Source organism: Leucobacter sp. BZR 635, from assembly GCF_048061935.2.
Taxonomy (GTDB): Bacteria; Actinomycetota; Actinomycetes; order Actinomycetales; family Microbacteriaceae; genus Leucobacter.
In genome coordinates, this window is sequence record NZ_JBLUNZ020000039.1 from 59,820 (window position 1) to 81,146 (window position 21,327).

The window sequence follows — 21,327 nt, forward strand, 5'->3', positions numbered from 1 at the left end:
GAGTTTTCCCGGCGATCGTGGCGCGAACTGACCAGAAGTGGGCGAAGGGAACGCGCTGCAGACGCATGGAGGCGGTTGGGTGGTGCAGTGAGGTTGGGGCGAGTGGGGGTGGGTGAGCGGTTTTCGGGTCCACTCTCGCATGAGCTGACATAATATAGATTATCAACAATCGGCCCAAGGGTGGAAAGAGTGGTCAGGCCGGCCATTCCAGGGCCTGCAAGTCGTGGCTGCTGTGCTGGATCTCCGCCGTCCACGATTGCACCGCGTTTCCGTCGCGCCCAAGGATGGCTCCTGGGTGTTCGCCGGTGTAGCTGAAGCCCGCGCGCCGAGCCGTGCGCAGCGACGCTATGTTGCCGACGTGCGCCTCCCACTTCACGGCCTGCAGCGGTGTGCGCGTGAAGGCGGCACCGACCACAGCTTCGGTTGCAGCTGACATAATCCCAGACCCTCGGTGCGGCGCGCCCAGCCAGAACCCGATCATGCCGCTGGGCAGTCGCAGACTGATGACGCCGAGGAGCTCTCCACCAGCGCCAGGGCGAATCGCCCAGGTCCACTCGGAGCCGTTCGCCCAAGCCGCGGGGACGTACTCCCCCACAAACGACTCCGCGTCAGCGAGCGAGTAGGGCCACGGCGTCGTCATGAATTGCTCAAACACCGGGTCGCTGCAGTACAGGGCAATCAACTGGAGGTCTGCGCCCGTGAGCTGATCGAGCAGCAGGCCATCAGGGTGTAGCGAGAACGGTTCCATGCAACAAAGCTACGCGCAAGACCGGGCCGCTAGCCGGCCTTCGGCGAGTACGTCAGGGCCGCGAGCCGCAGCAGCGAGTGCGCGGCGAGCAGCGAGACTCCGATGCTGCCGGCCTGGCCGGCGCTGAGCATGAGATCCGCGTTTACGGACTGCCAGGCGACGAGCGTGAGGATCAGCGCGGCGGCGACTGCCAACCACCCGATGATGACGAGCCCCACCGACACCGTGCCGAGCAGCCACGCCCGCGGCGGGCGGTTGAGGCCCGTGAACATCGTGACGATCGCGAAGCCTGCAACGGCAAGCGCGAGCGCGCCAAGCACGTCGCTGGGGCGGTGCCAGCCGTAGCCGAGGAGCTGCCAGCTCACGACGCCCAGCAGCACTGCCCCACCGGCGGTGAGGATCGGCCGGATCCGCGAGGGCGCAGCGAAGATCGCCGCGCCAACGATGGTCCCAAACACTGTCATATGCCCGCTCGGGAATGAGTTCTCGGCCCCGAGCGTGAGCAGTTCCGGCCGTCCGAGAACCTCGGATTTCAGCAGCTGAGACGCGACAATTGCGACCGCCGGAACGAGGGTGACCGTGAGCGCGCGCCCGATTCCGTGCACCCAGAGGGCAACAAGCCCCAGCGCGACGAGCGCTATCGCGATCGCAAACGGCGAGACGAGGCTCAGCGGCGCTGGCGGATGCGCGTTGAAGTTGGAGGCAGACAGCAGGTTGTCCTCAACGGCTTGCCCCGTAGAGCTCAGCACTCCGAGCACATACGATCCGACTCCGAGAATGAGCCAAAAGAGCAGGATCCAGAGCACGCGAAAGCGCCTGTTTGCGTTAGAAGCCAGAGGTGTACTCACTGATCCCCCTTTCTTGGAATGATCCTCTCACGCGGTGCCTGTGGGCCCGCGGTGCGGCACGGTGGCGTTCGCTGAGAACGCAAGGTGATAGCGATGAATTGACCAACGCTACAGTTTAAAACGCGCGCCTGGAGAAACGCCCGGCAGCCGGCCTGCGCGGGGCGCGCCCGCCGCTACTTCGCGGCCCGCTGATCCCCCGTGCGCACCGCCCACAGTGCAAGAGCCGCCGCGGTCGCGACGTTCAGGGAGTCGACGCCGTGCTCCATCGGGATCACGACAGAACTGCTCGCCGAGGCCAGCGCACGCTTCGTGAGTCCCGGGCCCTCGGTGCCGAACATGAGCGCGAGCTTCTCGGGAATGTCCTCGACGAACTCGGCGAGATCCTGCGCGTCGTCCCGCAGCGCGAACGCCGTGAGCTCATAGCCGGTTTCACGGAACAGCGGGCCAGCCTCGCGCCAATCGGGCAGCCGTGCCCAGGGCACCTGCAGCACCGCGCCCATGCTCACGCGCACAGCACGGCGGTAGAGCGGATCCGCGCAGCCGGGGGTGAGCAGCACCGCGTCGACGCCGAGAGCCGCGGCCGAACGGAACACCGCTCCGACGTTGGTGTGGTCGGCGAGATCCTCGAGTACGACGACGCGCGTTGAGGTGCGCAGCAGCTCCTCAGGATCCAAAGGCTCCGGACGATGCATCGACGCGAGTGCGCCGCGGTGCATATTGAAGCCCGTGAGCTGCTCGAGCTGCGCGGGTGCGCCCACATAGACAGGAACGTCGGGGTAGTCCGCGAGCAGCAGCGCGATGCTCGGCAGCCACTCCTCCACGATCAAGAGCGCGCGTGGGCGGTGGCCCGTGGCGAGCGCGCGGGTGATGACCTTCGGCGACTCAGCGAGGTAGAGGCCCTCGGCGGGCTCGCGAACGCGCCGCAACGCAACGTCGGTCAGCTGCGTGAAATCGGCGAGCTCGGGAAGGCTGAGGTCGTCGATCCGGATGACCCTCACGCGCTGCGCTCCTGAGCTGCAGCGTTCGCGGGGCTATCCCCCACGAACTGCGCGATCCGCGCAACGGTGTCCTCGACGGCTTCATAGTGCACGAGGTGGCCGGTGCCGGGCAGGATCATGAGCTCGGCGTCGGCGATGAGCCGCTGCAGGTCGAGCTGCTTTGCGGTCGGAGTGATGTCGTCCCGCTCCCCCGCGATGAGCAGCGTCGGCATGTCGTAGGCGGCAGCAAACTCGGTGACCGTGTGCGACACCGAAGCCTTGAACGACTCAAGCAGCGAGCGTGAGTCGGCGAACTCGGAAAAGTACTGGTGGTGCTGATCGTGGATCCACGCGCGCAATTCGCGGTCGCGAGTCTTTGCCATGACCTCGCTCATCCCCCGCACGATGAGCTTGTTGCCGAGCAGTGCCTTGGCGGCGCGCTCTGGCAGCGCCGCCGCCACCCGGTAGTAGAAAATGGCGAGCTGCGTCAGCAATGCCTGTGGCCCCTCGAGCGCAGGCGCCGAGATCGGGTTGATGAGGATTGTGCGGGCCGAGCGTGCGCCCTGGGCGAGTCCCGAGCTCACGACGAGGGAGCCAAAGGAATGGCCGAGGATCATGCCGCCCGCAGGGGCGATCGATGCCGGTGCGACAGCCTCGGTGAACTCGACGAGCCACTCGCCGAACGTCGACAGCTCGTGAGTGCGGCCCGGAATGGCTGGTGTCTGGCCGAACCCTGGCAGGTCGGGGACGTGGATCGCGAGCTCGGGGCGCGCGATGGCGAGCGCGCGGGCGATGCCCTCGAGGCCGTGGTGATCCCCCCGGTAGCCGTGCACAAGCACGATGGGTTTGCCCGCTGGATCGCCGTACACCCAATCGCGGGTATCGACGCCGAGCGTGGGAACAAGCTGGGGAGATAAATCTGGCACAGCATCGATGTTATCGGCAGCGGGCTGGCACGGGACTGCACGCGCCGGGGGTGCGGCGGCCGCGAGCACGCGCAGGCTGGCGAGATAAGCACAGGTTGAAGAGATAAGCAGAGGCTGGCGAGATAAGCAGAGTGTCCGACGTTCTCGGTACTATCGAGGAAGGCGAAAGGATCACCGTGAACGACGTACTCCCCCTCTGGGCCGCACAGCTGGCCGTCTTCGACACCGAAACTACGGGGGTTGAGACCGACACCGCGCGTATTGTGAGCGCGACGCTCGCGATCCTCAGCGAGCACGGTGAGGTGACTGAGCGCTACGACTGGCTGCTGGATCCCGGCGTTGAGATTCCCGACGCCGCGATGCGGGTGCACGGGATCACGACCGCGGTCGCGCGGTCAAGCGGGATCGACGCGGCAGTCGGTGTGCAGCAGATTACTGACCGGATCGCGCAGATGATCGACCGCGGGCTCCCCCTCGTCGTCTACAACGCTCCCTATGATCTGTCGCTGCTGCGTTCAGAGCAGCGGCGCTACGGGATCGCGGAGGCGGACGTCGCGCCGGTGCTTGACCCGCTCATCATCGACAAGCAGCTCGACCGGTTCCGGAAGGGAAAGCGCACCCTGGTCGCGGTAGCAGAGCACTACGGCGTTGAGCTCGGAAACGCGCATGACGCCGGTGAAGACGCAATCGCTTCGGGCAAGGTGATGCAGCATCTCGCCCGCAAATACGCTGCGACGCTCCCGGGTGAGCTCGAAGAGATTCACGCGGCGCAGGTGGGCTGGGCGAAGGCACAGGCCGAGAACTTCCAGGAGTACATGCGACGGGTGCGCGACCCCAACTTCGTCGCCGAGGGCGACTGGCCGGTGCGGCCCTAGGCTACGCCCTAGGGTGCGGCCCTAGGGTGTTGCACTAGCGAGTGCGCCCGCCCGGTGCGGTCCGGGCGGGTGCGCGCGGGCCGCGGCCGCCCCCAGCGGCCCTGCGAGCGGCCCGCAAGCGAATGCACGAAGGGGCGAACGATCCGTAGTGGATCGTCCGCCCCTTCGTGGTTGCAGCCGTGAGGCTGCGCAGCTGCTTAGGCGCCGAAAGCCTTGAAGCGCTGGTTGAACTTCTCGACGCGACCAGCGGAGTCGAGGATGCGCTGCTTGCCCGTGTAGAACGGGTGCGAAGCGCTCGAGATTTCGACGTCGAGAACCGGGTAGGTTGCTCCGTCAAGCTCGATGGTCTTGTCGCTCGTGAGGGTCGAACGCGTGAGGAAGGTCTCCCCCGACGCAAGGTCGCGGAACACGATGGCGTTGTACTCGGGGTGAATCTCGGTCTTCATGACTGTCCTTCGATATTGTTGCGTCTCGCTGATTCGGCGGAAATGCCGAGCGCAGAAGTCTTGCGGCGTCACCGCACCAAGGATCAATATTAACAGATCCAAACCGCTCGCGTGCCCGTTTCGGGCGAGTTGTGTGCCGCGTGTCGGAGATTGGTGCGCGTGGCGTTGGGGTTATGCGGTTGCTGGGCGCGCCGTGGCGGCGTAGCGACCGTTGGCAACGCTGAGTTCGAACTGCATCCCGAACGTCGCCTCGAGGTTTTCGGGAGTGAGTGTGTCGGCGATCGGGCCGGCGGCCTGCACCTTGCCGTCGTTCACGAGCAGCACGTGGGTGAACCCTGGCGGGATCTCCTCGACGTGGTGCGTCACCATCACCATGGCGGGCGAGTACGGCGACTGCGCGAAGCCCGACAGCATCTGAAGCAGTCGCTCACGCGCGCCGAGGTCGAGGCTCGCGCTCGGCTCGTCGAGTAGCAGCAGCTCCGGATCCGTCATCACGGCGCGCGCAATCAGCGTGCGCTTGCGCTCTCCGTCGCTGAGGGTGCCGAACGGCTGGTCTGCGAGTTCGAGGAGATCCCACTCCGCGAGCACACGATCCGCCTGGCGCACGTCGATCGCGTCGTACTCCTCGTTCCAGCGCCCCTCAACAGAGTAGGCGGCGGTGAGCACGACGTCGCGGACGAGCTCGTTCGGCGGGATCCGGCGCGCGGTCGCGCTCGACACGAATCCGAGACGCGAGCGCAGCTCGAAGATGTCGATCTTGCCGAGGCGGTTGCCCAGCACGTCGACGGTTCCGGTGGTCGGGAAGTCGTTCGCGGTGACAAGCTTGAGGATCGTCGTCTTACCGGCACCGTTTGGGCCGAGGATGACCCACCGTTCGCTGTCGTCTACCTGCCACGTCACGTTGTCGAGAATCGGTCTGCGATTGCGAATGTAGCTCGCATCATTGAGGCTCAGCACGGTCGTCATGGGGTCAAGCCTATCTCTAGACTGGGGCTATGAGCGTTACCCCACTCGTCGTTCTCGACTGCGATTCCACGACCATCCAAGATGAGGTCATTGAGCTCCTCGCTGACGCCGCGGGCACCCGCGAACTCGTCGCCGAGGTGACCGAGCGTGCGATGCGCGGTGAGATTGATTTCTCCGAGAGCCTGATCGAACGCGTCGCGACGCTGCGGGGCACCCCCGAGTCGGTCTTCGCGGAGGCGTACGCAAGGGTGCGGCTCTCCCCCGGCATTCGCGAACTCATTGCCGCGGTGCACGAGCGTGGCGGCAAGGTGGGGGTGGTGTCCGGCGGGTTCCACGAGGTGCTCGATCCGCTGGCGAAGGATCTCGGGCTCGACTTTTGGCGCGCTAACCGCCTGGAGGTCGTTGACGGCGAGCTCACGGGGCGCACCGTTGGCCCGATCATCCACGCGGAGGCCAAAGCCGTGGCGCTCACCGAGTGGGCGGAGGAAAGCGAGATTCCACTCAGCGCCACCGTCGCGATCGGCGACGGCGCGAACGACCTGAAGATGATGGCGGTCGCGGCGATCGGCGTGGGCTTCAACGCGAAGCCCATCGTCACTGAGCAGGCGGACGTGTCGATCGAACACGACCTCGCGCTCGCGATCCCGCTGCTCGACCGACTCAGCTAGCTCGCCGGTGGGCTTCGGGCCCTGCTGGGCCCTGGCTGCGTAGGGGCTCCAACACCCCAAACGACCCGTTTCATCTATTCCGAGCCTTGCGCAGGGCGCGCGGCACTCGGAATGGATGAAACGGGTCGGAATGGATGTGGACGGCGGGCCGGCCGGGGAGGCCGAGCCGCCCGGGCAGACCGGACTGCTAGTGCCCCATGCCCAGGCCGCCGTCGACCGGGATCACCGCGCCCGAGATGTAGGCCGCGTCGTCGCCCGCAAGGAACGACACCGCGCCGGCGATCTCCTGCACCTGGCCGAAACGTGCGGCCGGGATCGACGAGAGGTACTGCTGCTGCTGTGCCTCTGGGAGCACTGCGGTCATGTCGGTGTCGATGAATCCCGGCGCGATGACGTTCGCGGTGATCCCGCGGCTGCCGAGCTCACGGGTGAGGGATCGAGCGAAGCCCACGAGGCCCGCCTTCGACGATGAGTAGTTGATCTGGCCGGGCGAGCCGTACAGGCCCACCACCGACGAGATGAAGATGACGCGCCCGAAGCGCTGCTTGAGCAGCCCCTTCGACGCCCGCTTGACGACGCGGAACGCCCCGGTGAGGTTCGTATCGATGACGTCGATGAAGTCTTCCTCAGACATGCGCAGCAGCAGGGTGTCCCGGGTGATGCCGGCGTTGGCGACGAGCACCTCGACCGATCCCAGCTTCTCCTCGACCTCCGTGAAGGCGCGGTCGATCGACTCGGCGTCGGTCATCTCGGCACGCACGGTGAGTGCGCCGGCGGGGCCCTCCCCCGAGCGTGAGGTGACGGCGACGCGGTGACCGTCTGCAATCATGCGTTCTGCGATGGCATAGCCGATGCCACGGTTGCCGCCGGTGATGAGGACGGTGCGCGGGGTGATGGGTGCATTCATGCCCATCAGCCTAGCGAATCGGGGTGCGCGGAGCGGTGTGCGTGCTCGCGATCCGGCGGCTGCGGTGGTGGATCGCGACTTCCCACGCGCGCTCAGGCGGCTTGCCAGCGGAGCCCGTAAACTAGGGGCATTGAAGAGGGAGCCGATGCCAAAAAAGAGCGGCGCAGTGCCGAGCTACAGGGTCACCTCGGCGGGGGTGAACCCGACCGAGGATAGAGCTCACCGTATGCGCATGTATTTCATCGCGATGACGCTGCGGCTCCTCTGTGTGCTGTCGGTGTTTTGGGTGAGCGGCTGGTGGCTCATTATTCCCGCTGTTGGCGCGGTGGTGCTCCCCTGGTTTGCCGTGATGGTCGGTAACGCGGTCGCGTACGGCGGGGAGGAACAGGTCGCTGTTCCCGAGCCGCTCGAACTGGCCTCGAACGATCCCGTACCCGACAGCAACGTCGACGCGGCAGAGCCCGAGCTACTTATTGTTGATGTCGACCCCGTGAGGCGCTCCGACTCGTCTCGGGCGGCGTTCACGGCAGATCAGATTGAGGACGAAGCATGACCGTTGTTGGAGGCCTCAGTCTGGGGGCCCCGCTCGAGCACCGCCATACGTGTTCGCGCGCGGGCTGCCGTGCCGAGGCCGCGTGGGCCCTCATCTGGCGCAACCCGAAGATCCACACGGCTGACCGGCGCAAGACCTGGCTGGCATGCGACGCCCACCGCGAGGTACTAGCCTCGTTTCTGAGCGATCGCAGTTTTCCGCTCGAGGTGGTGGCGGTCCAAGACATGGCTTCGCCGGACGACACCAGCAGCGGCAACACCAGCAGCGGCAACACCGGCAGTAGCAAGCCCAGTAGCAGCAAACACAGCAGTAGCAGTACCAGCAATACAAGTGCAGTAGGAGAGCTCGATGAGTGAGACGCGTGTGGGCTGGTCCTTCCTGTATTCGCGGAGGTGGATCGGCTATTTCGCGCTCTTTGTGGTGTTCGCAATTGCGTGTGTGTATCTCGGTAACTGGCAGTTTGACCGTCGCGCTCAGGCGCGCGCTGAGATATCCCGAATCGACCGCAACTACGACGCCTCGCCGGTGCCAATTGCCGAGGCGCTGCCGAATCCCGCGGGCTTCGACGTTGACGCGCACAAGTGGCTGACGGTGACGCTCGAGGGCACCTACGAGGATAACGCGGTACTCGCCCGAAACCGGCCCGGCCCCGACGGCGTCGGCGCCGATATCATCGTGCCGTTCCGCACGACCGAGGGCCGCGTGTTCTTCGTGGATCGCGGCTGGGTGCTCGCGAGCGGCACCGACATGGAAGACGTGCTCGCCACCGTTGACGCTCCTCCCGCGGGCACGGTCGACGTCGTCGTTCGGCTGCGCGCGAGCGAACCGGAGGTCGACGGCCGAAGCTCCGCTGGGCGCACCGTCGCGAGCATCAACGTACCGGACATCGCAGAGGTGACGGGTGTCACGGGCGAGATCTACTCCGGCACCTACGGCATGCTCGTCTCGGAGACACCGTCTGCCGGCCATGGCACGCTGCCGCCGAAGCCTGAGCGTGACGAGGGCCCGCACCTCTCGTACGCCCTGCAGTGGTACGTCTTCATCATCATCGGCGCGATCGGGGTCGGCTACGCCGCCCGCCAGGAGTATAAGAACCTCAACGCCGGCAGCAAGGAAGTGCTGGCGATGGAGAAGAAGTCGAAGGCCAGAAAGACGAAGCGGGGGCCGACCGACGCCGACGTGGAGGACGCTCTGCTCGATGCGTAGCCCGGGACTCCCCCGTCGCAGGCTCGCAGCTCTCGGCGGTGTCGTGGTTGTCGCGACCCTCTTGGTGGGGTGCGCGGCAGAGGTGGATCCTGCGGTGACCCGCGACGCGCTGCAGGAGGTCACTGCCGAACCCGCTCCCACCGAGGTCACGGACGCCTACGATAGCGAGGCGTTCCCCGAACCGATCGTGGAGCCGCTTGAGTGTTCGCCGTATTTGGTCATCACCGCGCGCGGCACCGGCGAGCCCCCAAAGAAGCAGCTGCTCGCCCCCGTTGCCCGCGCGATCGCTCAGGCGCGGCCCGATGACGTCGAGCGGATCGACCTCGACTATCCCGCCGACACCGAGATCAACGCTGGCGGAACGCTCGGGGCGCGCACCCTCGTCGACACCCTCAACGTGCAGGCTGAGGCGTGCCCGGATCAGGGCACGATCCTCCTCGGATACTCGCAGGGCGCGCTCGTGATCGGTGACGCTCTCGCCGAAGCCGACACGCGCCTGGTGGGCGCGAAGGTCGGGAAGATCACCGACGAAGCGGCCGAGCGGATCGTCGCCGTCGTCATGTACGGAAACCCGCGGTTCGTCGGGGTCGACCCGGCGGGCTACGGGAACTTTGACCCCGCGCTGAACGGCCTGTTACCGCGGCCTCCCGGCAGCTTTGCACGCTTCGATGACCGAATGCGTGACTTCTGCGTTGCCGATGATTTCATCTGCCAGTCGACGCTCGCGCTCGAAGAGTCCGGTCACGTTGCCTACTACGAGAACGGCATGCAGAACGACGGTGCCGCGTTCGTGATCTCGCTGCTCGATCCCCCGGCGGATACGGCAGATGCGACCGATCGCGCAGAGGATCAGGACCAGGATCGAGATCGGGATCAGGGCCAGTCTGAGGCTCAGGCCCAGGAATCCGATGGTGCCTGAGCAGAATCCGCCAGCCCCTGAGCCTCCACTGCCATGAGCATGGGTGATCGCTAGCACCTGGCACCTGGGACCTAGGAGCTAGGAGCTAGGAGCTAGGACCCAGCGGCTACGCGAGCTCGATGAGCTCGAGGTACTCCTTCGACCAGTGGTCTTCGGTGCCCTCGGGCATGATGAGCACGCGCTCGGGGTTGAGCGCCTCGACGGCACCCGGGTCGTGTGAGACGAGAACGACGGCACCGGTGAAGTGCGCGAGCGCGTCGAGAATCTCAAGGCGGCTGGCAGGATCGAGGTTGTTCGTGGGCTCATCGAGCAGCAGCACGTTCGCGCTTGACACCACGAGGCGCGCGAGCGCGAGACGGGTCTTCTCGCCACCGGAGAGTACCCCGGCGGGCTTCAGCACGTCGTCGCCGGTGAAGAGGAACGAGCCGAGCACCTTGCGTGCCTCGGTCTCGGTGAGGTGCTGCGATACCGACACCATGTTCTGCAGCACGCTCGCCTTCACGTCGAGCGTCTCGTGCTCCTGCGCGTAGTAGCCGACCTTCAGGCCGTGCCCCTCGACAATCTCGCCCGTGTCGGGCTTGTCGACGCCCGCGAGGATCCGCAGCAGCGTCGTCTTGCCCGCACCGTTGAGCCCGAGGATAACGACCTTTGAGCCGCGGTCGATCGCGAGGTCGACGCCCGCGAAGATCTCGAGGGATCCGTACGACTTCGACAGCCCCTCGGCCATGATCGGCGTCTTACCGCACGGCGCCGGGTCCGGGAAGCGCAGCTTCGCGACGCGATCCACCTGGCGTACCTCGTCGAGGCCTGAGAGCATGCGTTCTGCGCGGGCCACCATCTGGTGTGCGGCCGCGGCCTTCGATGCCTTCGCGCCGAAGCGTGCGGCCTGATCCTTCAGGGCGCTCGCCTTCTTCTCGACGTTCGTGCGCTCCTTGCGGCGGCGCTCCTCGTCGGCGGCGCGCTGGCGCTGGTAGAGCTTCCAGCCCATGTTGTAGACGTCGATGACCTGGCGGTTCGCGTCGAGATAGAAGACGCGGTTCACCGTCTCCCCCACGAGGTCGATGTCGTGGGAGATGATGATGACGCCGCCCTTGTACGTCTTCAGGAATTCGCGCAGCCAGACGATCGAGTCGGCGTCGAGGTGGTTGGTGGGCTCATCGAGGATCATCGTGTCGGCGTCAGAGAACAGGATTCGCGCGAGTTCGATGCGGCGGCGCTGACCGCCCGAGAGGGTCTTCAGCGGCTGGTCGAGAATGCGGTCAGGCAGCCCGAGGTTGTGCGAGATCGAGGCGGCCTCGGCCTCGGCGGCGTACCCGCCGAGCGCCTGGAAGCGGTCGGTGAGGTTGCCGAAGCGCTTCATCGCCTTCTCGGCGACCTTGGGATCGTCGGATCCCATCTCCTCAGACGCCTTGGTCATGTTCTTCGTGATCGTGCCGAGGCCGCGAGCGTCAAGGATGCGGTGCCTGGCGATCTGCTCGGGGTCGCCCGTGCGCGGATCCTGCGGCAGGAAGCCGAGCTCGCCCGTGATCGACACGGATCCCTCGGCCGGCTGCAACTCCCCCGACAGTGTGCGCGTGAGCGTCGTCTTGCCCGCACCGTTACGCCCGACGAGACCAATCTTGTCTCCCGGGTGCACGCGGAACGAGACCTCGCCCATGAGGCGCCTTGCGCCCACGTCGATCGCGAGATCTTCGACAACAATCACAGCTTCACACTCTTTCGTAGCTTGCGGGCCCCTCAGATCAGGGCAACCTACCTATTCTAGGGTGAAACCCTGAGGAGATCTGCCCGGGCGCGCTCGGCGGGCCCTGGCAAAGGCACAAGCGCGGTCCCGGACACAACAGAACCGGGCGGCACGGCTCGAAAGCCATGCCGCCCGGTTCGGGTGATTGCGAGATGTTGAAGCCCAACCGCCTCTCGGTGGGGCCCTCGGATCTAACGCCCCACTGGGGCGTTAGATATTGAATCCGAGTGCCCTCATCATCTCGCGACCGTCGTCGGTGATCCGCGCTGGCGTCCACGGCGGCATCCACACCCAGTTGATGCGGAACGCTGCCACGAGGCCGTCCAGCGACTCGGCGATGTCGTTCTCGATCACGTCGGTGAGGGGGCAGCCCGCGCTCGTGAGCGTCATCGAAATGACCAGCGCGTCGTGCTCTTCGTCGTAGGCGAGATCGTAGATCAGGCCGAGATCGACAATGTTGACACCGAGCTCAGGGTCGGAAACGTTCTTCAACGCCTCGATTGCCTGCTCGCGGAAATCAGGATCTATCGAGACCGGAGCGGCCTGGACGGCTCCCGCCGACACGGGTTCTGCCGACACCGTTCCGGTCTCCGTTGTGGTCTCTTCGCTCATGTGAGTAGCCTACGCCCTAATGCTTAGGCGTCAACGAGGAAGCGGTCGTAACCCTCTGCCTCGAGACGGTCTGCGAGCTCTGGGCCGCCCTGCTCGGCGATCTTGCCGTCAACGAAGACGTGCACGAAGTCAGGCTTGATGTAGCGCAGGATGCGGGTGTAGTGGGTGATGAGCATGACGCCGAGGTCTGAACCCTCCTTGGCGCGGTTCACACCCTCCGAGACGATCTTCAGCGCGTCAACGTCGAGACCTGAATCGGTCTCGTCGAGCACGGCGAACTTCGGCTTGAGGAGCTCAAGCTGGAGGATCTCGTTGCGCTTCTTCTCGCCACCCGAGAAGCCCTCGTTGACGTTACGTGCAGCGAAGGACTCATCCATGCGGAGGTTCTTCATTGCCTCGCGAACATCGCCCATCCAGGTACGGATAGCCGGTGCTTCGCCGTCGATCGCGGTCTTCGCGGTGCGCAGGAAGTTGGCGTTGGTCACACCGGGGATCTCGACGGGGTACTGCATTGCGAGGAAGAGCCCCGCCTGCGCACGCTCGTCGACACCCATCTCGGTGACCTCTTCGCCGTCGAGCAGGATCGATCCGCTCGTGACCTCGTAGCGCGGGTGACCGGCGATCGCGTATGCGAGCGTCGACTTGCCCGAGCCGTTGGGGCCCATGATTGCGTGGGTCTCACCCTGCTTGATGGTGAGGTTCACGCCCTTGAGAATTTCCTTGGCGCCCTGGTCAGTCTCAACGCTGACGTGCAGGTCCTTGATCTCGAGAACGGAGCTCATAGTTCAATCTCTTTCGTAACAGTGGGGTCAATAAAGATGTCGCCGTCTTCAATCTCGACGACGTAAACGGGGACCGGCTCGTAGGCCGGGAGGTTGAGCGGCACGCCGGTGCACAGCGAGAACGCAGAGCCGTGGGCCCAGCACTCGAGCGTGTCACCGTCAACGAAGCCCTCGGAGAGGCTGATCTCACCGTGGGTGCAGATGTCGCCAATGGCGTGCACCTTGCCCTCGTTGTCGAGCACGACCGCCATCGGAACCCCGTCAAGCACGACCCTGGTGGCCTGGTCTTGCACGAGTTCCGACAGCGCAATCGCTTTTTGTCGCGCCATTACGCAAGCACGCTCTGCTCGAGCTCGGACTCGATTGCGGTCTGCAACCTCTCCTCGATCTGCTCGTTGCCAATGCGCTGAATCACGTCGAAGAGGAAGCCGCGCACGACAAGCTTGCGCGCCTCATCCTCGGAGATGCCGCGGCTCTGGAGGTAGAAGATGTGCTCTTCGTCGAAGCGGCCGGTGGTCGAAGCGTGGCCCGCTCCCTCGATGTCGCCGGTCTCGATCTCCAGGTTCGGGATCGAGTCCGCGCGCGTGCCCTCGGTGAGGGTGAGGTTGCGGTTCTCCTCGTAGCTGTCGGTGCCGCTGGCGACACGACGGATGAGCACGTCACCGATCCACACGGCGCGCGCGCCCTCGCCCTGCAGCGCGCCCTTGTAGGCGACGCGGCTGCGGGTGTGGGGAGCGTTGTGGTCCATGTAGACCTGGTGCTCGAGGTGCTGGCCTGCGTCTGCGAAGTACGCACCGTACGCCTCACCGTTCGCGCCCTGCGCGTCGAGGTGGATCGACGGGTTCACGCGAACGATCTTCCCGCCGAGCGAAACGACGATGTGCTGCAGGTTGCCGTCGCGACCAACGGTCACGTTGTGGCTTGCCACGTGCACGGCGTCTTCGTTCCATTCCTGGATCGAGACGACCTTCAGGTGCGCGCCCTCTCCGACCACGATCTCGACGGTCTCCGTGAGGTTCGCGTCGCCCGTGTTCTCGAGGATCACGACGGTGTCGGACTGCGGCGCAGCCTCGATGATCGTGTGCGCAGCAGCAGGGTTCTTCGAGAGCGAGTCACGCTTGATGGTGACCGTCTGACGCTCCTGGCTCGTGAGGAGGATGCGCTGGGCAGAGCCGACCTGGGTCCAGGCGTTAGCTGCAGCCTGATCCTCAGGGAGTCCTGCGCGGCCGACGAACTCCGAGTCCATCGGCACCTGGCTGACCTCGACGCCGGCGGTCTCAGGAACGCTGAGCGCGGTGTTGCCTGATTCGAGTTCGCCGTCGGTGAGCGCCTTCAGCTCGGCGACCGGAGTGTACTTCCAGTTCACCTCGCGTCCGGTGACCTCCGGGAAGTCGGCGCGGTTGGCCGACTTGAAACGCTCGGATCGGGTCTGCACCGGTGCGCGGTTGTCCCAATCGCCGTCTGAGTGCGCCTTTGCGCCGTGCTGTTCAGTTTGAAGCGTAGTCATCGTTAACCGACGGATCCTTCCATGCTCATCTCGATGAGCTTGTTCAGCTCGAGTGCGTACTCCATCGGGAGCTCGCGGGCGATGGGCTCGACGAAGCCGCGAACGATCATCGCCATCGACTCCTCCTCAGTCATACCGCGGCTCATGAGGTAGAACAGCTGTTCTTCGCTCACGCGGGTGACGGTCGCCTCGTGCGCGAGGGTCGCGTCGTCGGTGCGGATGTCGATCGCCGGGTAGGTGTCCGAGCGCGAGATCGTGTCGACGAGCAGCGCGTCGCACACTACGGAGTTGCCCGCGTGGTGCGCGTTTGCCTCGATGCGGACCTCACCGCGGTACCCCGACCGGCCGCCGCCACGCGCGATTGACTTCGCGAGGATCGACGACTTGGTGTGCGGCGCGAGGTGGATCATCTTCGCACCCGTGTCCTGGTGCTGGCCGGGGCCTGCGAATGCGACCGACAGGGTCTCGCCCTTGGCGTGCTCACCGGTGAGGAAGATCGACGGGTACTTCATGGTGTACTTCGAGCCGATGTTGCCATCGACCCACTCCATGGTTGCGCCCTCTTCTGCGATCGCACGCTTGGTGACGAGGTTGTAGACGTTGTTCGACCAGTTCTGGATCGTCGTGTAGCGAACGCGAGCGTTCTTCTTCACGATGATCTCGACGACGGCCGAGTGCAGCGAGTCCGACTTGTAGATCGGAGCCGTGCAGCCCTCGATGTAGTGAACGTAGCTGTCCTCGTCGGCAATGATGAGCGTGCGCTCGAACTGGCCCATGTTCTCCGTGTTGATACGGAAGTAAGCCTGCAACGGGATCTCCACGTGCACGCCCTTGGGGACGTAGACGAAGGAGCCGCCCGACCAGGTCGCGGTGTTGAGTGCCGCGAACTTGTTGTCACCCGACGGGATGACGGTGCCGAAGTACTCCTTGAAGATCTCAGGGTGCTCCTTGAGCGCAGTGTCGGTGTCCAGGAAGAGGACACCCTGCTGCTCAAGATCCTCACGGATCTGGTGGTAGACCACCTCGGACTCGTACTGCGCTGCGACACCCGCGACGAGGCGCTGCCGCTCCGCCTCGGGGATGCCGAGACGCTCGTAGGTCTCCTTGATTTCGTCGGGCAGCTCTTCCCAGGTCGTTGCCTGTTTCTCGGTCGAGCGGACGAAGTATTTGATGTTGTCGAAGTCGATGTCGGTGAGGTCTGCACCCCAGGTCGGCATCGGCTTACGGCCAAAGATTTGGAGCGCTTTGAGGCGGCGTTCAAGCATCCATTCGGGCTCGTCCTTCAGCGCCGAGATGTTGCGAACCACCTCTTCGCTCAGTCCGCGTTTAGCCGTCTCGCCGGCCTTGTCGCTGTCGTGCCAGCCGAACTCGTATTGGCCGAGGCCTTCGAGTTCGGGGCGGTCGATCAGTACCTCAGGCATGATCATTCCCTCTCTCTTTTCGCGCAACCAAGAACCTATTTCCCCAAGTGCTCTCGGACGGTTCCCTGCGATGGTGCAGTAGTCTGGGCGTCGGACAAATCCCGGAAGTCTGATGAATCATCAGACGTTGGGGTTGCCGCACTAAACCACAGCTTCCGAGTCTACAGGTTTTCCCCTGAAATCGGGTGAGACAGGCGTGTTTCACTGGGAGCTTAAAGCGAAGGAGATCCTGTGCCCGGCGCAACCAGCGTGACCGCAACTCGGCCCGCTCGAACCCAGCTGCCACGCTTCCTGCCATTTGCCGCGTGGGCGTCGTTCGTGCTGAACGTGCTCATCATCGCGACGGGCGGCGCCGTGCGGCTCACAGGTTCGGGGCTTGGTTGCACGGACTGGCCGCTCTGCACCCCCGGGTCACTCGTTCCGACGCAGGAGCAGTCGTACCACGCGCTCATCGAGTTCGGAAACCGCACCATCAGCGGCCCCCTGCTGCTCGCCGCGCTTGCCGTGGTCATCATCGGGTGGAAGGTCCGCAAGCAGCGCGGTGACCTCTTCGTCATCTCCTGGATCGTGCTCGGACTCGTGCTGCTGCAGGCTTTCGTGGGCGGCGTCATCGTCTGGGAGGAGCTCGCGGCAGTGCTCGTTGGGTTCCACTACACCGTGTCGCTCATCATCGTCTGCATCGCTGCGGCTTATCTCGTGCGGATGTATGAGGCTGGCGGGCCGCGCGAGCGTGCGGTGCCGAAGGGCTTCGGGATCCTCACCCACGTCACGACACTCGTCATGGCCGTCGTCATCGTCCTCGGCGTCATCACCACCGCGAACGGCCCGCACTCCGGCGACGAGAACGTTGTGCGCAACGGCGTCGACGCGACGCTCCTCAGCCATCTCCACGCCTGGCCCGGCTACCTTGCATTCGGGCTCGTCGCCGCGCTGCTCATCTGGGCGGCCGTGCAGAAGCTTCGCCCGCTGCGCTGGGCGACGGCGCTCATGGCGATCCTCGTCGTGCAGATCCTCGTGGGCGTCTACCAGGCCCGCAACGGGCTCCCCCCGCTGATCGTCGGCGTGCACATGGTGCTCGCTGCGCTCACCGCCGCGACCATGACTGTCACGGTGCTGCGGCTGAAGCGCCCTGTGGCTGAGGCCCAGCTCGAAGCATAGCCGTGCGCCGCGAAGCGTTGCCGCGCGCTTCGAGTCACCGCTGCGCGCCCCGAAACACCCGGCCACCACGGGCAAAGTGCCAAGGAACTGCTGTATTCGGCCAATCGGGCTGAAACGTGCCTCGCGCTCGGGGCTGTCTGTAGAATTAGAGGTGCTGCGCAATCGGCGCGCTGAGCGCGCCATTTGGCGCGAACTTTTTACTGCGAGGAAGGCAGGCTATTGGCAAACGGACTGGAGTGGAGCGAGCTCGACGATCGTGCGGTAGATACCGCACGTGTACTCGCGGCAGACGCTGTTGAAAAGGTTGGCAACGGCCACCCCGGGACAGCGATTAGCCTCGCACCGGTAGCGTACCTGCTGCATCAGAAGGTGATGCGCCACGATCCCGCTGACGCGAAGTGGCTCGGACGCGACCGGTTTATCCTGTCGGTTGGCCACTCGTCGCTCACGCAGTACGTGCAGCTCTACCTCGGCGGCTACGGGCTCGAGCTCGACGACATCAAGGCACTGCGCACCTGGGGCTCGAAGACCCCCGGCCACCCGGAGTACGGCCACACCGACGGCGTCGAGATCACCACTGGCCCCCTCGGCCAGGGCCTTGCCTCGGCCGTCGGCTTCGCCTACGCCGCCCGCTACGAGCGTGGCCTGTTTGACCCCGAGGCTGCTGCCGGCACCAGCCCCTTCGACCACAACATCTACGTGATCGCCGGCGACGGCGACCTGCAGGAGGGCGTGACCGCTGAGGCGTCGTCGCTCGCGGGTCACCAGGAGCTCGGCAACCTCATCGCGATCTACGACTCGAACCAGATCTCGATCGAAGACGACACCGACATCTCATTCTCCGAAGACGTAGCAATGCGCCATGAGTCCTACGGCTGGCAGGTGCTCGAGGTCGACTGGAAGAAGACCGGCAACTACGTCGAGGACGTCGCCGAGCTCAACGCAGCGATTGAGGAGGCGAAGGCTGAGACCACGAAGCCCTCGCTCATCATCCTGAAGACCATCATCGGCTGGCCCTCACCGGGCAAGCAGAACACCGGCGGCATCCACGGTTCAAAGCTCGGCGCAGACGAGCTCGCAGGTCTGAAGACCGTTCTCGGCTTCGATCCCGAGGAGCACTTCGCCGTCGCCCCCGAGGTCATTGAGCACTCACGCAAGGCTGTTGAGCGCGGCGCTGCGAAGCGTCAGGTCTGGCAGGAGTCCTTCGACGCCTGGGCCGCAGCAAACCCCGAGCGCAAGGCACTGTTCGACCGCGTTGAGGCGCAGGAGCTTCCCGAGGGCGCACTCGAGGCACTCCCGACGTTCGAGCCGGGCGACTCGGTCGCGACCCGCGCCGCAAGCGGCAAGGTGCTCGCAGCGCTCGGCCCGATCATGCCCGAGCTCTGGGGCGGATCTGCTGACCTCGCTGGCTCGAACAACACCACGATCCCGAACTCGGCATCGTTCGTGCCCGCGAACCACTCCACCTCGACGTGGACGGGCGACCAGTACGGCCGCGTGCTGCACTTCGGTATTCGTGAGCACGCAATGGGGTCGATCCTCAACGGCATCCAGCTACACGGCAAGACCCGCAGCTTCGGTGGCACGTTCCTGATCTTCAGCGACTACATGCGCCCCGCCGTTCGCCTCGCGGCGCTCATGAACGTCCCGAGCATCTTCGTCTGGACGCACGACTCGATCGCGCTCGGCGAAGACGGCCCGACCCACCAGCCCATCGAGCAGCTCGCAACGCTCCGCGCGATCCCGAACCTCACAATGGTTCGCCCCGCAGACGCGAACGAGGTTTCGATCGCGTGGCACGAGATCCTCACCCGCCACGAGGGCCCGACCGGCATCGCGCTCACCCGCCAGAACGTGCCGGTTCTCCCCCGCGGCGGCGACTTCGCGACGCACGAGCAGGCTGCCGAGGGCGTGCGCCGCGGCGCCTACGTGCTCGCTGACACTGCAACCGACTCGCTGGATCTCGTGATCATGGCGACCGGTTCCGAGGTGCAGCTCGCAGTCGAGGCGCGCGAGCGCCTCACCGCTGAGGGCGTTGGCGTGCGAGTGGTTTCGGCCCCATCGCTCGAGTGGTTCCAGGAGCAGACCCCCGAGTACCGCGAGAGCGTTCTGCCGGCAGCGGTCACGGCGCGCGTCAGCGTCGAAGCTGGGCTGTCGCTCGGCTGGGAGCGTTACGTCGGCGACCGCGGTCGTTCGGTATCGCTCGAGCACTTCGGTGCGTCGGCAAGCTACGAGGTGCTCTTCGAGAAGTTCGGCATCACGACCGACGCCGTCGTAGCGGCTGCTCGCGACTCGCTCGCGAGCTAGCAACCACTCGCGGGTGAGCGGTTTGCTTGCACCGAGCGGTTCGCTCCAACCGAGCGAACCGCTCCCCGCCCCGCGAATTTGCGAACTTGTACTGGCTTTTACGAAAGGCAAACATTGAGTAACGAACGTACCGCGGCGCTGTCCGTAACCGGCGTCAGCATCTGGCTCGACGACCTCTCACGCACCCGCATCGAGAGCGGCCAGCTTGCCGAACTCATCGACACCCTGAGTGTCGTCGGAGTGACGACTAACCCGACGATCTTCCAGAACGCGATCGGATCGGGCGTCGGCTACGGCGACCGCATCGCTGACTGCGCGCAGCGCGGCCTTGACGCCTCGGCGACGATCGCCGAGCTCACCACGGCCGACGTTGCCGATGCCTGCGACATTTTTGCCGGTGTCTACGCGGCGTCGAACGGACGTGACGGCCGCGTCTCGATCGAGGTCGAGCCCGGGCTCGCCCGCGACACCACGGGCACCATCGCGCAGGCCAAGGAGCTGTGGGCGAAGGTCGATCGCGAGAACGCGATGATCAAGATCCCCGCAACTGTCGAGGGACTCGAGGCGATCTCGGAGACGATTGCAGCTGGCATCAGCGTCAACGTCACCCTGATCTTCAGCCTCGAGCGCTACCGCCAGGTCATCAACGCCTACCTCACCGGGCTCGAGCGGGCCCGCGAGGCCGGTATCGACATCTCGAAGATCCACTCGGTTGCTTCCTTCTTCGTGTCGCGCGTCGACACCGAGATCGATGCACGCCTCACCGCGGTCGGCACGCCCGAAGCGCTTGCGCTCAAGAGCCAGGCGGGCGTCGCGAACGCGCGCCTCGCCTACGAGGTGTACGAGCAGTCCTTCTCGAGCGAGCGCGCGAAGATGCTCCTCGACCTCGGCGCGAACGCTCAGCGTCCGCTGTGGGCCTCGACTGGTGTGAAGGATCCGGCGCTGCCGGACACCCTCTACGTCACCGAGCTCGCTGCCCCGAACACCGTGAACACCATGCCGGAGGCGACGCTCAACGCACTCGCCGACCACGGCGAGGTCACGGGTGACACCGTCAGCGGAAGCTACGTCGAGGCAAACCAGGTACTCAACGCGATTGATGCCCAGGGCGTCGATTACGTGGAGGTCACCGAGAAGCTCGAGTCCGAAGGGCTGTCAAAGTTCGTCGCCTCGTGGGACGACCTCATTGAGACAGTGGCGGGCGCTCTGAAGGCGTCGGCGTGACCATTGTGATCTCAGGGGTGAGCCGAGACAGCGCCTTCGCAGGTGCCCTCGGCTCGCTCCTCACCGGATCGTTCGCATCGCGGCTCTTCGAGCGCGATGCGACCCTCTGGGGCGAGGCGGCGGCCGCGGAGGCCGCCGTCCGCCTCGGCTGGACTGACTTTGCCGCGGCTGCCGAGCACGTGCTCGCAGAGGCTGAACAGCTCGCGGGCGAGTTCGCGGCCGCAGGGGTTGACAGGATCGTGCTCTGCGGCATGGGTGGCTCGAGCCTTGCGCCGCTACTCATTGCCCCCGGGCTCACGGTGCTTGACTCCACACACCCTGACGCGGTTCGCGCCTCCCTCGAGGGCGACCTTCGGCGCACCGCCGTCGTAGTGAGTTCGAAATCAGGCGGCACAGTGGAGACGCTGAGCCACCTCGCAGCTTTTGAGGCGGCGTTCCTTGGCGCAGGCATCGACGCCGCTGCGCGGATCGTCGTTGTCACCGACCCCGGCTCACAGCTCGAAGCGAGCGCGAAGGCGAGCGGTAAGCGGGTC

The 21,327-nt window shown here is 65.5% G+C and carries 22 protein-coding genes and 1 pseudogene; 10 read left to right on the top strand and 13 right to left on the bottom strand.

Annotation, left to right across the window (positions count from 1 at the left end; genetic code table 11):
- Positions 1-193: 193 nt before the first annotated feature.
- From ACI1US_RS07945 to ACI1US_RS07960, 4 genes are all read right to left on the bottom strand, one after another.
- On the bottom strand, positions 194-748 hold the full coding sequence (locus ACI1US_RS07945; protein ID WP_461639576.1) for a GNAT family N-acetyltransferase: 555 nt from the start codon (positions 746-748) through the stop codon (positions 194-196).
- A gap of 29 nt (positions 749-777) precedes the next feature.
- On the bottom strand, positions 778-1,596 hold the full coding sequence (locus tag ACI1US_RS07950; protein ID WP_461639578.1) for a phosphatase PAP2 family protein: 819 nt from the start codon (positions 1,594-1,596) through the stop codon (positions 778-780).
- Between the two features lie 173 nt (positions 1,597-1,769).
- Complete coding sequence (locus ACI1US_RS07955) at positions 1,770-2,594, bottom strand: TrmH family RNA methyltransferase (RefSeq protein ID WP_461639580.1); 825 nt, start codon at positions 2,592-2,594, stop codon at positions 1,770-1,772.
- Positions 2,591-3,499, bottom strand: a complete 909-nt coding sequence (locus tag ACI1US_RS07960) for an alpha/beta fold hydrolase (RefSeq protein ID WP_461639582.1) — start codon at positions 3,497-3,499, stop codon at positions 2,591-2,593. Before ACI1US_RS07960 ends, ACI1US_RS07955 begins: the two co-directional genes overlap by 4 nt.
- Before the next feature lie 176 nt (positions 3,500-3,675).
- Between ACI1US_RS07960 and ACI1US_RS07965 the strand changes: the two genes are divergently transcribed.
- The gene (locus ACI1US_RS07965) at positions 3,676-4,374 is read left to right on the top strand and encodes an exonuclease domain-containing protein (protein ID WP_416549534.1); all 699 of its coding nucleotides are present in this window, start codon (positions 3,676-3,678) and stop codon (positions 4,372-4,374) included.
- Positions 4,375-4,571: 197 nt separating this feature from the next.
- Here ACI1US_RS07965 and ACI1US_RS07970 read toward each other — a convergent pair whose 3' ends face one another.
- Positions 4,572-4,820 carry a type B 50S ribosomal protein L31 gene (locus ACI1US_RS07970; RefSeq protein WP_059059830.1) on the bottom strand — a complete coding sequence of 83 codons (249 nt, stop codon included), beginning with the start codon at positions 4,818-4,820 and terminating at the stop codon, positions 4,572-4,574.
- 171 nt (positions 4,821-4,991) lie between these two features.
- On the bottom strand, positions 4,992-5,786 hold the full coding sequence (locus tag ACI1US_RS07975) for an ABC transporter ATP-binding protein (protein WP_416549535.1): 795 nt from the start codon (positions 5,784-5,786) through the stop codon (positions 4,992-4,994).
- A gap of 29 nt (positions 5,787-5,815) precedes the next feature.
- Here ACI1US_RS07975 and serB point away from each other — a divergent pair, with 29 nt between their 5' ends.
- Complete coding sequence (gene serB, locus ACI1US_RS07980) at positions 5,816-6,454, top strand: phosphoserine phosphatase SerB (protein WP_416549536.1); 639 nt, start codon at positions 5,816-5,818, stop codon at positions 6,452-6,454.
- A gap of 187 nt (positions 6,455-6,641) precedes the next feature.
- Here the strand turns inward: serB and ACI1US_RS07985 are convergent, their stop codons facing one another.
- Positions 6,642-7,361, bottom strand: a complete 720-nt coding sequence (locus tag ACI1US_RS07985; protein WP_461639586.1) for a beta-ketoacyl-ACP reductase — start codon at positions 7,359-7,361, stop codon at positions 6,642-6,644.
- Between the two features lie 145 nt (positions 7,362-7,506).
- Between ACI1US_RS07985 and ACI1US_RS07990 the strand changes: the two genes are divergently transcribed.
- From ACI1US_RS07990 to ACI1US_RS08005, 4 genes are read left to right on the top strand one after another with little or no spacing between them, the layout of a single operon-like run.
- Positions 7,507-7,914, top strand: a complete 408-nt coding sequence (locus ACI1US_RS07990; RefSeq protein ID WP_461639588.1) for a DUF3099 domain-containing protein — start codon at positions 7,507-7,509, stop codon at positions 7,912-7,914.
- On the top strand, positions 7,911-8,270 hold the full coding sequence (locus ACI1US_RS07995) for a hypothetical protein (protein ID WP_461639590.1): 360 nt from the start codon (positions 7,911-7,913) through the stop codon (positions 8,268-8,270). The genes ACI1US_RS07990 and ACI1US_RS07995 overlap by 4 nt, the downstream gene beginning before the upstream one ends.
- Entirely contained in the window at positions 8,263-9,120 is an 858-nt protein-coding gene (locus ACI1US_RS08000) for an SURF1 family cytochrome oxidase biogenesis protein (protein WP_416549537.1), read from the top strand. The genes ACI1US_RS07995 and ACI1US_RS08000 overlap by 8 nt, the downstream gene beginning before the upstream one ends.
- Positions 9,113-10,039 (top strand): cutinase family protein, encoded by a 927-nt coding sequence (locus ACI1US_RS08005; protein WP_416549538.1) that lies wholly within the window; start codon positions 9,113-9,115, stop codon positions 10,037-10,039. Before ACI1US_RS08000 ends, ACI1US_RS08005 begins: the two co-directional genes overlap by 8 nt.
- Before the next feature lie 106 nt (positions 10,040-10,145).
- Here the strand turns inward: ACI1US_RS08005 and ACI1US_RS08010 are convergent, their stop codons facing one another.
- From ACI1US_RS08010 to sufB, 6 genes are all read right to left on the bottom strand, one after another.
- Complete coding sequence (locus ACI1US_RS08010) at positions 10,146-11,744, bottom strand: ABC-F family ATP-binding cassette domain-containing protein (protein ID WP_416549539.1); 1,599 nt, start codon at positions 11,742-11,744, stop codon at positions 10,146-10,148.
- Between the two features lie 249 nt (positions 11,745-11,993).
- Positions 11,994-12,395 (bottom strand): metal-sulfur cluster assembly factor, encoded by a 402-nt coding sequence (locus ACI1US_RS08015; RefSeq protein WP_416549540.1) that lies wholly within the window; start codon positions 12,393-12,395, stop codon positions 11,994-11,996.
- Between the two features lie 23 nt (positions 12,396-12,418).
- The gene (sufC, locus tag ACI1US_RS08020; RefSeq protein WP_416549541.1) at positions 12,419-13,177 is read right to left on the bottom strand and encodes a Fe-S cluster assembly ATPase SufC; all 759 of its coding nucleotides are present in this window, start codon (positions 13,175-13,177) and stop codon (positions 12,419-12,421) included.
- On the bottom strand, positions 13,174-13,506 hold the full coding sequence (locus ACI1US_RS08025; protein WP_416549542.1) for a non-heme iron oxygenase ferredoxin subunit: 333 nt from the start codon (positions 13,504-13,506) through the stop codon (positions 13,174-13,176). The genes sufC and ACI1US_RS08025 overlap by 4 nt, the downstream gene beginning before the upstream one ends.
- A complete protein-coding gene (gene sufD / locus ACI1US_RS08030; RefSeq protein WP_416549543.1) occupies positions 13,506-14,684 on the bottom strand; it encodes a Fe-S cluster assembly protein SufD in 1,179 nt (392 codons plus the stop codon). The genes ACI1US_RS08025 and sufD overlap by 1 nt, the downstream gene beginning before the upstream one ends.
- Positions 14,685-14,686: 2 nt before the next feature.
- On the bottom strand, positions 14,687-16,105 hold the full coding sequence (gene sufB, locus ACI1US_RS08035) for a Fe-S cluster assembly protein SufB (protein WP_416549544.1): 1,419 nt from the start codon (positions 16,103-16,105) through the stop codon (positions 14,687-14,689).
- A gap of 231 nt (positions 16,106-16,336) precedes the next feature.
- On the opposite strand from sufB, the gene ACI1US_RS08040 reads away from it, so the two are divergent.
- The 4 genes and pseudogenes from ACI1US_RS08040 to ACI1US_RS08055 form a co-directional block, all read left to right on the top strand.
- Entirely contained in the window at positions 16,337-17,263 is a 927-nt protein-coding gene (locus tag ACI1US_RS08040; protein WP_416549545.1) for a COX15/CtaA family protein, read from the top strand.
- Between the two features lie 219 nt (positions 17,264-17,482).
- The gene (gene tkt / locus ACI1US_RS08045; protein ID WP_416549546.1) at positions 17,483-19,570 is read left to right on the top strand and encodes a transketolase; all 2,088 of its coding nucleotides are present in this window, start codon (positions 17,483-17,485) and stop codon (positions 19,568-19,570) included.
- Positions 19,571-19,684: 114 nt separating this feature from the next.
- Positions 19,685-20,794, top strand: coding sequence for a transaldolase (gene tal, locus ACI1US_RS08050; protein ID WP_416549547.1), 1,110 nt, complete (start codon positions 19,685-19,687; stop codon positions 20,792-20,794).
- Positions 20,791-21,327 (top strand): annotated as a pseudogene (locus ACI1US_RS08055) (glucose-6-phosphate isomerase); the annotation flags it as partial. The gene tal and the pseudogene ACI1US_RS08055, both read left to right, overlap by 4 nt.

Excerpts from the sequence above, each read along its gene's own strand:
- ACI1US_RS07945 (WP_461639576.1), bottom strand. The coding sequence starts at position 748 with ATGGAACCGTTCTCGCTACACCCTGATGGCCTGCTGCTCGATCAGCTC.
- ACI1US_RS07970 (WP_059059830.1), bottom strand. The coding sequence starts at position 4,820 with ATGAAGACCGAGATTCACCCCGAGTACAACGCCATCGTGTTCCGCGAC.
- ACI1US_RS07975 (WP_416549535.1), bottom strand. The coding sequence starts at position 5,786 with ATGACGACCGTGCTGAGCCTCAATGATGCGAGCTACATTCGCAATCGC.
- serB (WP_416549536.1), top strand. The coding sequence starts at position 5,816 with ATGAGCGTTACCCCACTCGTCGTTCTCGACTGCGATTCCACGACCATC.
- ACI1US_RS07985 (WP_461639586.1), bottom strand. The coding sequence starts at position 7,361 with ATGAATGCACCCATCACCCCGCGCACCGTCCTCATCACCGGCGGCAAC.
- ACI1US_RS07990 (WP_461639588.1), top strand. The coding sequence starts at position 7,507 with ATGCCAAAAAAGAGCGGCGCAGTGCCGAGCTACAGGGTCACCTCGGCG.
- ACI1US_RS07995 (WP_461639590.1), top strand. The coding sequence starts at position 7,911 with ATGACCGTTGTTGGAGGCCTCAGTCTGGGGGCCCCGCTCGAGCACCGC.
- ACI1US_RS08000 (WP_416549537.1), top strand. The coding sequence starts at position 8,263 with ATGAGTGAGACGCGTGTGGGCTGGTCCTTCCTGTATTCGCGGAGGTGG.
- ACI1US_RS08005 (WP_416549538.1), top strand. The coding sequence starts at position 9,113 with ATGCGTAGCCCGGGACTCCCCCGTCGCAGGCTCGCAGCTCTCGGCGGT.
- ACI1US_RS08015 (WP_416549540.1), bottom strand. The coding sequence starts at position 12,395 with ATGAGCGAAGAGACCACAACGGAGACCGGAACGGTGTCGGCAGAACCC.
- sufC (WP_416549541.1), bottom strand. The coding sequence starts at position 13,177 with ATGAGCTCCGTTCTCGAGATCAAGGACCTGCACGTCAGCGTTGAGACT.
- ACI1US_RS08025 (WP_416549542.1), bottom strand. The coding sequence starts at position 13,506 with ATGGCGCGACAAAAAGCGATTGCGCTGTCGGAACTCGTGCAAGACCAG.
- sufD (WP_416549543.1), bottom strand. The coding sequence starts at position 14,684 with ATGACTACGCTTCAAACTGAACAGCACGGCGCAAAGGCGCACTCAGAC.
- sufB (WP_416549544.1), bottom strand. The coding sequence starts at position 16,105 with ATGCCTGAGGTACTGATCGACCGCCCCGAACTCGAAGGCCTCGGCCAA.